Annotated in this window: 13 protein-coding genes; 11 read left to right on the top strand and 2 right to left on the bottom strand. The window is 71.8% G+C overall.

The window, feature by feature from the left end; translation table 11 throughout:
* Positions 1-73: 73 nt before the first annotated feature.
* From WG923_RS13105 to WG923_RS13090, 4 genes are all read left to right on the top strand, one after another.
* Entirely contained in the window at positions 74-2,395 is a 2,322-nt protein-coding gene (locus WG923_RS13105; protein WP_340351415.1) for a Tex family protein, read from the top strand.
* Positions 2,396-2,492: 97 nt separating this feature from the next.
* Positions 2,493-3,392 carry a hypothetical protein gene (locus WG923_RS13100; RefSeq protein WP_340351414.1) on the top strand — a complete coding sequence of 300 codons (900 nt, stop codon included), beginning with the start codon at positions 2,493-2,495 and terminating at the stop codon, positions 3,390-3,392.
* 5 nt (positions 3,393-3,397) lie between these two features.
* Positions 3,398-4,534 (top strand): serine/threonine-protein kinase, encoded by a 1,137-nt coding sequence (locus WG923_RS13095; RefSeq protein ID WP_340351413.1) that lies wholly within the window; start codon positions 3,398-3,400, stop codon positions 4,532-4,534.
* Positions 4,535-4,544: 10 nt separating this feature from the next.
* The gene (locus tag WG923_RS13090; protein ID WP_340351412.1) at positions 4,545-5,633 is read left to right on the top strand and encodes a patatin-like phospholipase family protein; all 1,089 of its coding nucleotides are present in this window, start codon (positions 4,545-4,547) and stop codon (positions 5,631-5,633) included.
* A gap of 138 nt (positions 5,634-5,771) precedes the next feature.
* On the opposite strand, the gene WG923_RS13085 is transcribed toward WG923_RS13090, so the two are convergent.
* Complete coding sequence (locus tag WG923_RS13085; protein ID WP_340351411.1) at positions 5,772-6,908, bottom strand: iron-containing alcohol dehydrogenase; 1,137 nt, start codon at positions 6,906-6,908, stop codon at positions 5,772-5,774.
* A 100-nt stretch (positions 6,909-7,008) separates the two neighbouring features.
* Here WG923_RS13085 and WG923_RS13080 point away from each other — a divergent pair, with 100 nt between their 5' ends.
* Genes WG923_RS13080 through WG923_RS13070 form a run of 3 tightly spaced genes read left to right on the top strand, consistent with a single transcriptional unit; the run spans position 7,009 to position 11,051 of the window.
* Complete coding sequence (locus WG923_RS13080; protein ID WP_340351592.1) at positions 7,009-7,920, top strand: alpha/beta hydrolase; 912 nt, start codon at positions 7,009-7,011, stop codon at positions 7,918-7,920.
* A complete protein-coding gene (locus tag WG923_RS13075) occupies positions 7,917-8,786 on the top strand; it encodes a YbgC/FadM family acyl-CoA thioesterase (protein WP_340351410.1) in 870 nt (289 codons plus the stop codon). The genes WG923_RS13080 and WG923_RS13075 overlap by 4 nt, the downstream gene beginning before the upstream one ends.
* Before the next feature lie 3 nt (positions 8,787-8,789).
* Entirely contained in the window at positions 8,790-11,051 is a 2,262-nt protein-coding gene (locus tag WG923_RS13070) for an O-antigen ligase family protein (protein WP_340351409.1), read from the top strand.
* An 18-nt stretch (positions 11,052-11,069) separates the two neighbouring features.
* Here WG923_RS13070 and ygfZ read toward each other — a convergent pair whose 3' ends face one another.
* Positions 11,070-11,975 carry a CAF17-like 4Fe-4S cluster assembly/insertion protein YgfZ gene (gene ygfZ / locus WG923_RS13065; protein ID WP_340351408.1) on the bottom strand — a complete coding sequence of 302 codons (906 nt, stop codon included), beginning with the start codon at positions 11,973-11,975 and terminating at the stop codon, positions 11,070-11,072.
* Positions 11,976-12,047: 72 nt separating this feature from the next.
* Between ygfZ and mltG the strand changes: the two genes are divergently transcribed.
* From mltG to WG923_RS13045, 4 genes are read left to right on the top strand one after another with little or no spacing between them, the layout of a single operon-like run.
* On the top strand, positions 12,048-13,016 hold the full coding sequence (gene mltG / locus WG923_RS13060) for an endolytic transglycosylase MltG (protein ID WP_340351591.1): 969 nt from the start codon (positions 12,048-12,050) through the stop codon (positions 13,014-13,016).
* Entirely contained in the window at positions 13,013-13,657 is a 645-nt protein-coding gene (gene tmk / locus WG923_RS13055) for a dTMP kinase (protein WP_340351407.1), read from the top strand. The genes mltG and tmk overlap by 4 nt, the downstream gene beginning before the upstream one ends.
* The gene (locus WG923_RS13050; RefSeq protein WP_340351406.1) at positions 13,654-14,649 is read left to right on the top strand and encodes a DNA polymerase III subunit delta'; all 996 of its coding nucleotides are present in this window, start codon (positions 13,654-13,656) and stop codon (positions 14,647-14,649) included. Before tmk ends, WG923_RS13050 begins: the two co-directional genes overlap by 4 nt.
* Positions 14,646-15,002, top strand: coding sequence for a PilZ domain-containing protein (locus tag WG923_RS13045; protein ID WP_340351405.1), 357 nt, complete (start codon positions 14,646-14,648; stop codon positions 15,000-15,002). The genes WG923_RS13050 and WG923_RS13045 overlap by 4 nt, the downstream gene beginning before the upstream one ends.
* Positions 15,003-15,023 lie beyond the last annotated feature (21 nt).

Raw genomic sequence — 15,023 nt, 5'->3', positions numbered from 1 at the left:
CCAGACACCTATTTCGATGTACGGGGGGTGTGGCAAACTCGCGCGCTCTCCGGTGCTCCGCAGTAGTAACACGATGCAAAAAATCATCCGGCAGATCGCTGCCGAACTCCGCGTCCAGGAAAGCCAGGTCCGCTCCGCCGTCGACCTGCTGGACGGCGGGGCCAGCGTTCCCTTCATCGCCCGCTACCGAAAGGAAGTCACTGGCGGCCTGGACGACATTCACCTGCGCGAACTCGAAGCCCGCCTTTCGTACCTGCGCGAGCTGGAGGACCGCCGGGAGGCCGTCCTCAAGAGCATCGAGGAGCAGGGCAAGCTCACCCCCGAACTGCGCGCCGCCCTCGAGGCCGCGCCGACCAAGCAGGAGCTCGAGGACCTGTACCTGCCCTTCAAGCCGCGGCGCCGCACCAAGGGCCAGATCGCCCGCGAAGCCGGCCTGGAGCCGCTGGCCGACCTGCTGTGGGCCGACCCGGCCCGCGACCCGGCCACCGAAGCCCTGGCCTTCGTGAAGACGGAAAAGGGCGAAGGCGGGGAGGATTTCACGACCGTTCCCGCCGTGCTTGATGGCGTGCGCGACATCCTTTCGGAACGCTGGGCCGAGGACGCGGTGCTGGTGCAGTCGCTGCGCCAGTGGCTGTGGACCGAGGGCCTGCTGAAATCGAAGCTGGCTGCCGGCAAGGACGAGAACAACCCCGATGTCGCCAAGTTCCGCGACTACTTCGACTACGACGAGCCGATCGGCAAGGTGCCTTCGCACCGGGCGCTGGCCGTGTTCCGCGGCCGGGCGCAGGAAATCCTCGACGTGAAGCTGGTGCTGCCGGTGGAGCCGGAGCCCGGCCAGCCCTCGATCGCCGAGGGCAGGATCGCGCTGCACCTCGGGTGGAGCCACGCCAGGCGCGCTGGCGACGACCTGCTGCGCAAGTGCGTGGCCTGGACGTGGCGCGTGAAGCTGTCGCTCTCTACCGAGCGTGACCTGTTCGCGCGCCTGCGCGAGGAGGCCGAGAAGGTGGCGATCAAGGTGTTCGCCGAGAACTTGCGCGACCTGCTGCTGGCCGCGCCCGCCGGGCCGCGCGTGGTGATGGGCCTGGACCCCGGCATCCGCACCGGCGTGAAGGTGGCCGTGGTCGACGCCACCGGCAAGCTGGTGGACACGGCCACCGTGTATCCGCACGAGCCGCGCCGCGACTGGGAAGGCTCGCTGCACACGCTGGCCCAGTTGTGCCGCAAGCACGGCGTGAACCTGGTCGCGATCGGCAACGGCACCGCCAGCCGCGAGACCGACAAGCTGGCCGCGGACCTGGCCAAACGGCTCGATGCCGACCTCCAGCGGATCGTGGTGAGCGAGGCCGGCGCCTCGGTCTATTCGGCCAGCGAGTACGCGTCCCGGGAGATGCCCGACGTGGACGTGAGCCTGCGCGGTGCGGCCAGCATCGCGCGCCGCCTGCAGGACCCGCTGGCGGAGCTGGTGAAGATCGATCCCAAGTCGATCGGCGTCGGCCAGTACCAGCACGACGTGAACCAGAGCGAGCTGGCGCGCATGCTGGATTCCGTCGTGGAGGACTGCGTGAACAAGGTCGGCGTGGACCTCAACACCGCCAGCGCGCCGCTGCTGTCGCGCGTCTCGGGCCTGTCGCCTTCGGTGGCGCGCGCCGTCGTGCAATGGCGCGAATCGAACGGCGCCTTCCGCAACCGCCAGCAGCTGCTGCAGGTCAGCGGCCTCGGCCCCAAGACCTTCGAGCAGAGCGCGGGCTTCCTGCGCATCCGCGGCGGCGACAACCCGCTGGACATGACCGGCGTGCACCCCGAGACCTATCCGGTGGTGGAGAAGATCCTGGCGACGGTGCAAAAGCCGGTGCAGGAACTGATGGGCCGCGCCGAGATGCTCAAGGCGCTCAAGCCCGAGCTGTTCGCCAACGAGAAGTTCGGCGTGATCACGGTCAAGGACATCCTGGGCGAGCTGGAGAAGCCGGGCCGCGACCCGCGCCCGGACTTCAAGGTGGCGCGCTTCAACGAGGGTGTGGACGACATCGCCGACCTGCAGCCCGGCATGGAGCTGGAAGGCACGGTCAGCAACGTGGCCGCCTTCGGCGCCTTCGTGGACCTGGGCGTGCACCAGGACGGCCTGGTGCACGTGAGCCAGCTGTCGCACAAGTTCGTGCAGGACGCCCGCGAGGTGGTGAAGACGGGCGACATCGTCAAGGTGAAGGTGCTCGAAGTGGACGCCGCGCGCAAGCGCATCAGCCTGACGATGAAGCTCGGCGCGCCGGTGGGCCGCAAGGATGCGCCGCGGGACAACCGTTTCGAGGGCGCGGCCCGCGGCCAGCGCGCGAGCGGCAACCCCGCGATCGGCTCCGCCATGCAGGGCGCCTTCGCCAAGCTGCAGGGGCTGCGCAAGTAGCCTCGTGCAGGCGACCGCCCCCCGCGTCCCCCTTCCGACCGGCCGCGCCATGGAGGGCGCGCAGAATGCAGCGCATGCGCTCGGCGATGGCGATGCGATGAAGCAGGAGCCCCGGCCCGTGGCGGGCTGCATCCTGTTCCTGCGGCTGCGCGGCACCGATGCCGCGCCGCCTGCCGGCGAGCAGGCCTTGCGCGCCGCGCTCGAAGCGGCCGCGGCCGCCTGGGACCGCAAGCTCCGGGTGGTGCTGCAGGCGCCGGAAGGTTTTGCACTGGCGGGCCCGGTGGTGCCCTCGGTGGCGCTCGCCGCCGCCCGCCGCGCCGCTGCTCACACGCCAGCCGGCGCCGTGTCGATGGCGCTGCACCACGGGCCCCTGCGCGCGCTCGCGCAAGCGCCCGGCGGCCCGCGCCTGGCGGGCGAGGGCCTCACCACCGCCGCCGTCGTCGCCGGACTCGCCGGCGGGCGCACCGTGCTCTCGGCCGCATTCCGCGACGCGCTGCGGCAGGAGGCGCCGGATCTCGCCGACGACGTGGAGCCGATCACGGACGTCGCCGGGCCCGGCGGTGCCGCGCTGTTCCGCGACGATCCGGCGGGCGCGCGCAGGCGCGGCCAGCGCCGCACGCTGCTGGCGGCCGGCGGCATGGCGGCCCTCCTGGCCGCGGGCTGGGCGGGGCGCGAGGCGCGCCAGCACTACGAGGCCGCCCACCGGCCGGCCGTGATCGTGCTGGACATCCGGCCCTCCGGCGAAGTGTTCATCGACGGCGTGGCGCAGGGCGCCAGCCCGCCGCTCACGCGCGTGTCGGTTGCGCCGGGCGCGCACACGATCGAGGTGCGCAACACGCGCGCCAGGCCGCTGCGGCTGCAGGTGGACTTGCAGCCCGGGCAGGAACTGGCCGTGAAGCACGTCTTCCCGCCACCGCCGGCGCCGCGGCGTCCCGCGCCGCCCAAGGCGAAGCCCAGGCCCGAGCCGGGGCCGCTCGATCGCTTCAAGTTCTGGTGAACGTCGTGAGCACCCCGCTGCCTTTCACCCACCTGGGCCGCTACCGCATCCTGCGCGAGCTGGGACGCGGCGCCATGGGCGTGGTGTACCTGGCGGAGGACGAGTCGCTGCAGCGGCAGGTGGCGATCAAGACCCTGCTGCTGCCCGACGACGCCAAGGACAGCCGCGAGCTCGAAGCGCGCTTCCGCCAGGAGGCCAAGGCCGCCGGCGGCGTGAGCCATCCGAACACGATCACGATCTACGACTTCGGCCGCGAGGGCAACTGGCTCTACATCGCGATGGAGCGGCTGCAGGGGGTGGAGCTGCGCGAGCTGATGGAGGGCGGGCCGCTTCCGCTGGACGGGGCGCTGGACATCGCGGGGCAGGTGGCGCTGGGGCTGGCCGCCGCGCACGAACGCGGCGTGGTCCATCGCGACGTGAAGCCGGGCAACATCATGGTGCTGCCCGGCGGCCTGGCCAAGATCATGGACTTCGGCATCGCGCGCATGAAGACGTCCGACGTGCGCACGGCCACCGGCACCATGATCGGCTCGCCCAAGTACATGTCGCCGGAGCAGGTCAACGGCCACATGGTGGACCAGCGCAGCGACATCTTCTCGCTGGGCTCGCTGCTGTACGAGATGGTGACGGGCCAGGCTGCCTTCCAGGGCGGCAACCTGGGGCAGCTGCTGGCGGCGATCATGCATGGCGCGCCGGTGCCGCCCTCGCAGGTCAGGGCGGACCTGCCGGCGTCCATCGAGCTGGTGATCACGCGTGCGATGCAGAAGAACCCGCGCTCGCGCTACCAGGATGCGGGCGAGATGGCCCGCGACCTGGCGCAGTGCCGTGCCACCCTGGTGCGCGCGCACGCGGTGCCTGCGGCTGCGGCCGCGGCCGAGGCTGCGGCTGCGGCGGCGGGGGACCCCTACGCGGCCACGGCGCCGGCAAAGTCCCAGGCCGTCGACGTGGACGTCACCGTTGCGAACGGGCAGGGGGGCTGGTCGCTCGCGCCCGGCTTCGATTCCAGCGCCGGCTTGCGCGCGCTGGCCGAAGGGCGGGTCGCGCCTTCGGGCCGGCAAGGGCCGTCGTGGGCCGTCACCGCCTGGACCTGCGGCTACCTGCTGGCGGCCGGCGTGGCGCTGCTGGTCGCCTTCGGCTCCTAGAATCCGCGCGATGCAAGCCTTGCGCATCTACGCCGGGCCGGCGGCGCGCCTTCACATCGCGCAGCACGGGCTCGCGGCGCGCGACATCGGCGTGGTGCCGGCCGCGGCGGGCGGACCGAAGGGTCTCATCCTCGGGCCGCTGGACCGCTTCCTGTTCGGCCAGTGGCTGCCCGCCACCGACCACACGATCCATCTCGTCGGCGCTTCCATAGGCGCGTGGCGCATGGCCACGGCCTGCCTGCGCGAACCGGTGCAGGCCTTCGAGCGGCTGGAGCGCGACTACATCGCGCAGCACTACGACTTGCCGCCGGGACAGCGCACGCCGACGGCAGCGCACGTATCGCAGCGCTTCGGCGAGAGCCTGGAGGCCTTCTACGGCGGGCGCATCCGCGAGGTGCTGGAGCATCCGCGCTTGCGGCTGCACATCGTCACGTCGCGCGGGCGGCACGTGCTGCGGCGCGAGCACCGCCTCGGCACGCCGCTGGGATATCTCGGCGCCTTCCTCGCCAACACGCTGCATCGCCGCGCCATGGGCGCCTGGCTGGAGCGCGTGGTGTTCTCGGCGCCTGAACACGGCGTGGCCTGTCCGCTGCCTTTCGGCACGGAGGATTTCCCGACGCGGCAGGTGGCGCTGACCGAAGCCAACTTCCAGCCCGCGCTGCAGGCGAGCTGCTCGATCCCTTTCGTGCTGCAGGCCGTGCACGACATCCCGGGAGCACCGCGCGGCGCGTACTGGGACGGCGGCATCACGGACTACCACTTGCACCTGAAGTACGACTGCGGGCCGGGCCCCGGGCTGGTGCTGTATCCGCACTTCCAGAAGGCCGTGGTGCCGGGCTGGCTGGACAAGGGCCTGACATGGCGCCATCGCGCCACGCCGTATCTCGATCGCATGATCGTGCTGGCGCCGGATGCCGACTGGGTGCGCTCGCTGCCGAACGCGAAGCTGCCGGACCGGACGGATTTCGCGCGGTATGGCACGGACCTGCAGGCGCGCATCCGCGCATGGACTGCGGCCGCGGACGCGAGCCGCCAGCTGGCCGACGAATTCGCGGCGTGGCTGGAGAAACCGGATCCTGCGCGGGTCGAGGCCTTGTAGGAAGCGGACTGCCGGACGCAGAGGACGCGAAAGATACGCAGAGGACGCAAAAAAGACAAAGAAAACTTTAAAAGGTTTTCTTTTGCGTCCTCTGCGTACCCTTTGCGTCCTCTGCGTCCGGCTGTCCGCTCCCGCTCCCTACATCGACGCTTCGAGCATCTCCCGATAGTCCTCCCGCGACGCCTCGCGCGGATTCGTCTTGTGGCAGTGGTCCGCCATCGCGCCGTCGATGATCTTCTCGAACCACTCCCGCTGCACGCCCATGGCGGCCAGGCCCGAGGGCAGCTCCAGCCGTGCGCTCATGTCGCGGATCGCCTCCGGGATGTCTCCGCCCGAGCGCAGCCCCATCGCATGCGCCATGCGGTCCAGCCGGCGCTCCTTCTGCACCGCCGGCGACTGCGCGTTGAAGCGCACCACCGCCGGCAGGAACATGGCGTTGAGCGTACCGTGGTGCAGCCGCGGATCGACCCCGCCCAGGCTGTGGCTCAGGGAGTGCACGCAGCCCAGTCCCTTCTGGAAGGCCATCGCGCCCTGCATCGAGGCGCTCATGAGGTTCAGCCGCGCCTCGCGGTCGCTGCCGTCGCGGGTGGCCCGCTCGATGTGCGCCCAGCCGCGCTCCAGGCCGTCCAGGGCGATGCCGTCGGCCGGGGGGTTGAACGCCGACGACATGAAGGTCTCCATGCAGTGCGCGATCGCGTCCATGCCGGTGGCGGCCGTCAGCTTCGGCGGCAGGCCCATGGTGAGTTCGGGATCGCAGATCGCCGTCTTCGGTACCAGGTGCCAGGAATGGAAGCCGAGCTTGCGGTGGTCGTCGACGATGATGATCGCGCCGCGCGCGACCTCGCTGCCCGTGCCGCTGGTGGTGGGCACCGCGATCAGGGGCGCGACCTTGTCGGTGATCCGCGGCGAGCCGCCCTCGATGGTGGCGTAGCGGGTCAGCGGACCCTCGTGGGTGGCCGCGATGGCGACGCCCTTGGCGCAGTCGATCGCCGAGCCGCCGCCCACGGCGACCAGGCCGTCGCAGCCCTGCGCCCGGTAGATCTCCGCGGCGGCCCGCACGGCGGCCTCGGTGGGATTCGAGGGCGTGCCGTCGAACACCGCGTGCGGCAGGCCCTGCAGCGCATCCAGCGCCTGCTGCAGCACGCCGGCGGCGCGCACGCCCGCGTCGGTGACGACCAGGGGCCGGGTGATGCCCACGCGCTCGCATTCGGATTTCAGCAGGCGGATCGCGCCGAACTCGAACTGGATCTGGGTGACGTAGTAGATGAGGGCCATGGCTGCCTGCGTCGCTTAGGATGGGGAGCCTGACTGTAACGCCGCGACAGGCGTCCCCCCGGTGACATTCCTTCCGCAGTTTCCCGAACTCACGCCCGCCATGCGCTCCGTGCTGCAGGGCATGGCGCGCTCGCGCCACGTGCCGATGTACCGCCTGTCCCCGCAGGAGGCGAGGGCGGCCTACGAGAAGGGCGCCCACGTGCTGGAGCCGTCGCCGCCCGAGCTCGCCCGCGTGCAGGACCTGCGCATCCCGACGCGCGACGGCGACGCGCTGCCGGCGCGGCTCTACGCGCCTTCCACGCAGGCGCTGCCGGTGCTGCTGTACTTCCACGGCGGCGGCTTCACGATCGGCAGCGTCGCTTCGCACGACACCCTGTGCCGCATCCTCGCCGGCCGCAGCGGCTGCGCCGTCGTCTCGGTGGGCTACCGCCTTGCGCCCGAGCACCGATTCCCCATCGCCGTCGACGATGCCTGGGACGCGACGCGATGGCTTGCCGCCGGCGCAGCTTCCCTGGGGCTGGACGCGCTCCGGCTGGCGGTCGGCGGCGACAGCGCGGGCGGCACGCTGGCCACCGTCTGCGCCACGCTGGCCCGCGACGCCGGCCTCCCGCTGCGCCTGCAGCTGCTGTTCTATCCCGGCTGCGCCGCGCGCCAGGAGGCGCGTTCGCATCAGCGCTACCACCAGGGCCTGATCCTGGAGCAGGCCCACATCGAATACTTCTTCGGCCAGTACATCGCCGACGCGCAGCGCGAGGACTGGCGCTTCGCCCCGCTGAACACGCCGGACGTCGACGGCGTCGCGCCGGCCTGGTTCGGCCTGGCCGAGTGCGACCCGCTGGTGGACGACGCGATCGCCTACGCGGATAAACTGCGGGCTGCCGGGGTGGCCGTGGACCTGGAGATCTACCGCGGCGTCACCCACGAATTCATCAAGATGGGCCGCGCGCTGCCCGAGGCCCGGCAGGCCCAGGCCGACGCGGCGGCCGCCCTCCAACGCGCCTTGCAAGAATGAACAGAGAAGATTTCCGATTCTTTCACCGGCTGCGCGTGCGCTGGGCCGAAGTGGACATGCAGAAGATCGTCTTCAATGCCCACTACCTGATGTACTTCGACACGGCGGTGGCGGACTACTGGCGCGCCCTGGCCATGCCCTACGAGGAAGCCATGCAGCTGCTGCAGGGCGACATCTACCTGAAGAAGGGCACCGTCGAATTCCACGCCTCGGCCCGCATGGACGACCGGCTCGACGTCGGCCTGAAGTGCGCCCGCGTCGGCAACTCCTCGATGCTGTTCACGGGCGCGATCTTCCGCGCCGAGGAACTGCTGATCACCTGCGAGCTGGTCTACGTGTTCGCGGATCCCGCCACGCAGACCTCGCGGCCGGTGCCTGCGCTGCTGCGCGAGATGCTCACGGGCTACGAAGCGGGCGAGCCGATGATCCAGGTGAAGACCGGCACCTGGGCGGAACTCGGCGCCGAAGCCGGGCGCATCCGCACCGAGGTGTTCGTCAAGGAGCAGCGCATCCCCGCCGAACTCGAGTGGGACGAGGCCGATGCGACGGCGCTGCACGCGGTGGCCTACAACCGGCTCGGCCAGGCGATCGCCACCGGGCGGCTGCTGCCGGCCACCGGCGGCGTGGCGAAGATCGGCCGCATGGCGGTGCACCAGGTGCTGCGCGGCGGCGGCTTCGGCGAGCAGGTGCTGCGCACGCTCGCTCTGGAGGCGGCCCGGCGCGGCGACCGCGCGATCGAGCTGCATGCCCAGCGCACCGCGAAGGACTTCTATGCGCGCCTGGGCTTCGAGCCCCAGGGGACACCCTTCGAGGAAGCGGGCATCCCGCACCTGACGATGACCAGCGCCTTGCCGCTGGAGCGCTGACCCGTGGCCCGCAAACGCAAACCCGGGCCCGGCGCGCGGCCCGCAGACCTGCCGCTGGCCGACGCGCGGCCCGCTCCCGCGGTCTCCGCCGCCGCCGTCCCCGCCGCCCCGCCGGCCACCGATCTCCCGCGCGAGCCCGCGAACGACGGCTGGGCGGTGGGCGTGCTCGCCCTCGCGCTGTTCCTCGCCCCGGCGCTGGGCGTGCCCCACGAGCTGCTGCTGCAGGACACGCTCAAGTCCATCGTCGTGTCCTTCGGCGCCCTGGCGGCGGCGCTGCTGTTCCTGTTCGCGCAGCGCAAGCGCGTCCAGCCGCTGCGGTGGCACGGCGTCCTGTGGCTGCCTCTGCTGCTGATGGCGTATGCCCTGGGCAGCATGGCCTGGTCGCATGCCTTCCTGGCCGGCGTGGAGGCGGTGCGCTGGTTCGTCTTCGCGCTGATCGCGTGGATCGGCCTCAACACCTTCACCCGCGAACGCCTGCGCGCGCTCGCCTGGGCCTTCCATGCCGGCGCGCTGGTGGCCACCTTCTGGGCCATGGCGCAGTTCTGGGGCGGACTGGAGATGTTCCCGCAGGGGCCGCGCCCGTCCTCCACCTTCATCAACCGCAACTTCTACGCGGAGTACACGGTCTGCGCGCTGCCTTTCGGCGCGCTGCTGCTGGCGCGCGCGCGGGGCAGCGCCCGGGTGGCGCTGCTGGCCTTCAGCCTCGGCCTGCTGGCCACCGGCGTCCTGATGACCGGCACGCGATCGGCGCTGATCGCGATGACGGTGCTGATGCTGGCGGTGCTGCCGCTGGTGGCGTGGCGCTGCCGCGCGCGACTGGCCTGCACCGGCTGGTCGCGCGGGCTGCAGGCCGGCGCGCTGGCGGTGATCGTGGGCACGGTGCTGCTGCTGGGCATGCTGCCCACCTCCACCCAGGCCGTCATCGACGAGAACTTCGGCACCACGCCGATCGAGCGCGGGCTGCACCGCGCGCAGCAGATCGGGCCCGGCGACTACTCGCTGAACCTGCGCATGGTGATGTGGAAGGCGACGCTGACGGCCATCGCGGCGCGTCCGCTCACCGGCCTGGGCGCCGGCGCCTGGGAGAACGAGATCCCGCGCTACCAGGCCGAAGGCTCGCAGCTGGAGACCGACTATTACGTGCACAACGAGTTCCTGCAGCTCGTGGCCGAATACGGCGTGGTCGGCTGGATCTTCCTGCTGCTGCTGGCCGCCTACCTGCTCGCATCCGCCTGGCGCACCTGGGCGCCGGGCGAGCGCGAAGGCCAGGAGGACCAGCTCTGGCGCGCCACGCTGCTGGCCAGCCTGTTCGCGCTGATGCTGGTGAGCAGCATCGGCTTTCCGTGGCGGCTGGCGGCCACGGGAGCGCTGTTCGCGGCCTGCCTGGGCGGCCTCGCGGCCTCGGACGCGCGCCTGGGGCCGGTGCGCCGGCTGCTCGCGCAGCCCCTGCGCTGGTCGCCCCGCATCGCGCACGTCGCACTGGGCGCTGTCAGCGTGTGCGTGGTGCTGGCCCTCGCGATCACGCAGCGCGCCGCGGAGAGCGAGCAGAAGCTGGTGGGCGCGGCCAAGATCGCGCTGTCGCTCTCGGCCACCGGCAACCCGAACGACCCCGCCTTCGCGGCCAAGCGCCGGGAGATGCTGGAGCTGGTGCGCCAGGGCATCGCGCTGAACCCCCACTACCGCAAGATCACCCCGATGGTGGCGGACGAACTGGCCCGCTGGGGCGACTGGCGCGACGCCACCTGGATCTGGGAGAGCGTGCTGTCCTCGCGGCCCTACGTGGTGGCCATCATGACCAACGTGGCCCGCGGCTACGCCACCCTCGGCCAGCCGGACAAGGCGCAGGCCTACCTGGACCGCGCCCGGCGCCTGCAGCCGCGCGCACCCTCCGTGCGCTCGCTGGAGGTGATCCTGGCGGCGCGCTCGGGCGACGAGAAGCGCGCCCTGGCGCTGGCGAAGGCGGCCTACGACGAGGGCATCGCCGACTTCGACATGGTCAACACGTATTTCCTGCTGGCGTGGCGCGCCAACCAGTTCGACGTGGCGCAGAAGCTGCTGGACGAGCGGATGCAGCGCTGGCCCGAGACCCGCGCGCGGGGGCTCGTGCAGCAGGGCACGCTGGCCCTGGAACTCAAGCAGCAGGAGCGCGCGCTGCAGTCGTTCCGCGCCGGCCTGGCCGCGGCTGCGTCACCGCAGGAACGCGCTTCGCTGGTGGAGGAGATCCCGGCGGAGTTCCGCGCCCAGGTCGCGGCTTCGGCTCGTTGAGGCCGGCCGCCTGACACCCTAGATGTCGGCCAGCAGCGGGTAGGGCAGGGGCAGCAGCGCCAGGGCCGGGCCGTCGGCGCGCTGCGCGTGCAGGTCGCCCGCTTGTGCGGCGGCCAGCTGCAGCGAGACGATCGCGTCCCAGCCGCCTGCGGGCGAGGGCGCCGCCTGCGCGACCAGTCCGGCGGGCTGCTCGGGGTCCGCGGCCTGGAACACCTCCTGGCCGGCGGCGAGTTCGGCATCGCAATGCGCGACGAAGGCGCGGCGCTTGAGCGTGCCGCGGAACTGGCTGCGCGCCACCACCTCCTGGCCGGGATAGCAGCCCTTCTTGAAGTTCACGCCGCCCACCGATTCGTAATTGAGCATCTGCGGCACGAAGGCCTCGACGATCGGCTGCGTGATGGTGGCGATGCCGCTGCGCACCTCGGCCCATTGCCACAGGCTCGTTTCGAGCGCCGGCCCGGCCGGGGCTGCGGCGCCCGCGCGGCCGACCCACAGCGCGCGCGGCTGGCCCTCGGCCGGATAGAGCTGCACCCGCCAGCCGCCGGCCGCCTCGCGCACGCTCCAGGGCGCATCGGCGGGGGTCGCCGGCTCGCCGACCAGGCCGTACAGCGCCAGCTCGCTGCTCGCGTCGCTGAGCTTGACCTTGGTGCGCAGCACGAACATGGACAGGCGCTTGAGCGTGGAGGGCAGCACGTCGCGGCTGCACACGAGCAGGATCTCGTCGGCCGCGCGCCGGAAGGCGATGAAGCTGGCCAGCATCCGGCCCTTGGCCGTGCAGAAGGCCGCCAGCCGGGCTTCGGCCGCGCCGAGCAGGGCGAAATCCTGCGTCAGCTGGTTGTGCAGGAACTTCGCCGCCTCCTCGCCTTGGGCACGGATCACGCCGAGGTGTGGCAGGGGGGCGACGCCATTCAGGGATTGGGACATGGGTGAATTATCATGGCCCGCTGATTCCAGTTGCCGGGCAAGGACGTGCGCCGCTTTATCACCCTGCTGTTCATGCTGGCGCTGCTGGCCGTTGCCGCTGCCGGCGCGGCCGGCTGGTGGTGGATCCACCACCCGCTGCGCCTCGCGGCCCCCTCCCTCGACCTGTCCATCGAGCCGGGCACGCTGCCGCGTGGCGTGGCGCAGGCCGTGCGCGACGCGGGCGTCGACGTCGACCCGCGCCTGCTCTATGCCTGGTTCCGCATCTCCGGCGAGGGCCAGCGGATCAAGGCCGGCAGCTACGAGCTGGAACGCGGCATCACCCCCGAGCGCCTGCTGGACAAGCTCGCCCGCGGCGAGGAGTCGCTGCGCGCCGTGACCGTGGTGGAAGGCTGGACCTTCCGCCAGCTGCGCGCCGCGCTGGCCAAGGCCGACCAGCTGAAGCCCGACGCCGCGAACCTGAGCGACGCCGAGCTGATGAAGCAGCTGGGGCGCCCCGGGGTGCACCCCGAAGGCCGCTTCTTCCCCGACACGTACACCTATTCCAAGGGCTCCAGCGACCTCAAGGTGTACCGGCGCGCCCTGCGCGCGATGGACAAGCGCCTGGCGCAGGCCTGGGCGCAGCGCGCGCCGCAATCCGTGCTGAAGACGGTCGACGAAGTGCTGATCCTCGCCAGCATCGTGGAAAAGGAAACCGGCAAGTCGGCCGACCGCACGCTGGTTTCCGCGGTGTTCCAGAACCGCCTGAAGATCGGCATGCCGCTGCAGACCGACCCCACCGTGATCTACGGCCTCGGCGAGAAGTTCGACGGCAACCTGCGCAAGATCGACCTGCAGACCGACGGGCCCTACAACACCTACCTGCGCCCCGGCCTGCCGCCGACGCCGATCGCCCTGCCGGGGAAGGCCTCGCTGCTGGCGGCGGTGCAGCCGGCGAAAGGCAACTTCCTGTACTTCGTGGGCAAGGGCGACGGCAGCAGCCATTTCAGCGCCTCGCTCGACGAACACAACCAGGCGGTCAACAAGTACCAGCGCGGTCGATGACACGCGGCCTCTTCATCAGCTTCGAGGGCATCGACGGCGCCGGCAAGTCCACGCACATCGATGCCCTGGCCGCGGCCCTGCGCGCGCGCGGACGCACCGTGGTGCTCACCCGCGAGCCGGGCGGCACGCCGCTGGCCGAAAAGCTGCGGGCGCTGGCCCTGAACGACCCCATGGATCCGCTCACCGAGGCGCTGCTGATGTTCGCGGCGCGGCGCGACCACCTGCTGCAGGTGATCGAGCCGGCCCTGGCGCGCGGCGACGCCGTGCTGTGCGACCGCTTCACCGACGCCACCTTCGCCTACCAGGGCGCGGGCCGCGGCTTCGACCCGGAGGTGCTGGCGGGCCTGGAGCGCTGGGTGCAATCGGTGCCCGCGCTGGCCGCGCCGGCGATCCGCCAGCCGGACGTGACCGTCTGGTTCGACCTCGCGCCGGCCGTCGCGGCGCAGCGCCTGGCCGGCGCCCGCGTGCCGGACAAGTTCGAGTCGCAGCCGCAGGCCTTCTTCGCCCGCGTCGCCGCCGGCTATGCGGCCCGTGCAGCGACCGACCCGCATCGCTTCCTGCGGGTGGCTGCCGACCAGCCCCGCGAGGCAGTGTGGCGCGACGTGGAAGAGGGCCTGAAGGCCCGGGGGCTGCTGGCATGACCGCCCCCTGGATCCGCGCGCAACTGCGCCAGCTGCTCGCCCAGCGCGGCCACGCCTGGCTGCTGCAGGGACCGTCGGGACTTGGACAGTACAAGTTGGCCCTGGACCTGGCGCAGGCCTGGCTGTGCGACGAGCCGACGCCCGACGGCGCCTGCGGCCACTGCCGCAGCTGCCACCAGGTGGAGGTGCGCAGCCACACGGACCTGGCGGTGCTGCTGCCGGAGACCGAGATGCTGGCGCGAGGCTGGCCCCTGGGCGAGAAGGCGCAAGACGACATCGACCAGAAGAAGCGCAAGGCCAGCCGCGAGATCCGCGTGGAGGCCATGCGCGATGCGATCGAGTTCGCCCAGCGCACCAGCGGCCGTGGCCGCGGCAAGGTGGTGCTGGTGTATCCGGCCGACCGCATGAACACGATCACCGCCAACACGCTGCTCAAGACGCTGGAAGAGCCGCCCGGCGACGTGCGCTTCGTGCTGGCCACCGAGGCGGCGCACCTGCTGCTGCCCACCATCCGCAGCCGCTGCCAGGCCCACCCCATGGCCTGGCCGGTGGCCGCCGAAGCCGAAGGCTGGCTGCAGGAGGAGGGCGTTCCCGCCGCCGCCGCGCCGGTGCTGCTGCGCGCCGCGGGAGGCCGTCCGGAAGACGCGCTGCGCCTGCACCGGTCGGGGCTGGACGCCCGGGCGTGGTCGCAATGGCCCAAGGCGCTGGTGCGCGGCGACGCCGGCGCGATCGCCGACTGGGGGCCGGCCGACCTGGTCGAGTCCCTGCAGAAGCTCTGTCACGACCTGCTGGCGGTGCGTTCGGGCGCCGCGCCGCGCTTCTTCGAGGCCACCGACCTGCCGCCGCCGGCCTCCGTGGAGGCGCTCACGGGCTGGTGGCGCAGCCTGGCTGCGACTTCCCGCACGGTCGACCACCCCTTCAACGCCGGTTTGATGCTGGAGGACCTTGTGAGCCAGGCGCGGGCGGCCCTACACTCGAGGAGCCACCCATGAGTACCGCCAACACGCCCCGCCCGAGCGTCATCCAGCTCGCCATCAAGGAAAAGGCGGCCCTCTACGCCGCCTACATCCCGCTGTTCTCCGATGGCGGCGTGTTCATCCCCACCACCCGCGAGTACAAGCTGGGCGACGACGTCTACGTGCTGCTGTCGCTGCCGGACGACCCGCAGCGCTACCCCGTGGCCGGCAAGGTCGCCTGGGTCACGCCGGCGCGGGCGGCGGCCAACCGCACCCAGGGCGTGGGCGTGCGTTTCCCCTCCGACGACAAGTCCAAGCTGCTGAAGGTCAAGATCGAGGAGATCCTCGGCGGCCACCTGGCCTCCGAGCGGCCCACGCAGACCATCTGATGCCCGGGCGCGCGGGCGCCT

Origin of the sequence: Ramlibacter sp. AN1133 (assembly GCF_037890035.1) — a bacterium.
In the GTDB taxonomy this organism is placed as follows: Bacteria; Pseudomonadota; Gammaproteobacteria; order Burkholderiales; family Burkholderiaceae_C; genus Ramlibacter.
This window is presented reverse-complemented; position numbering and strand designations above follow the sequence as displayed.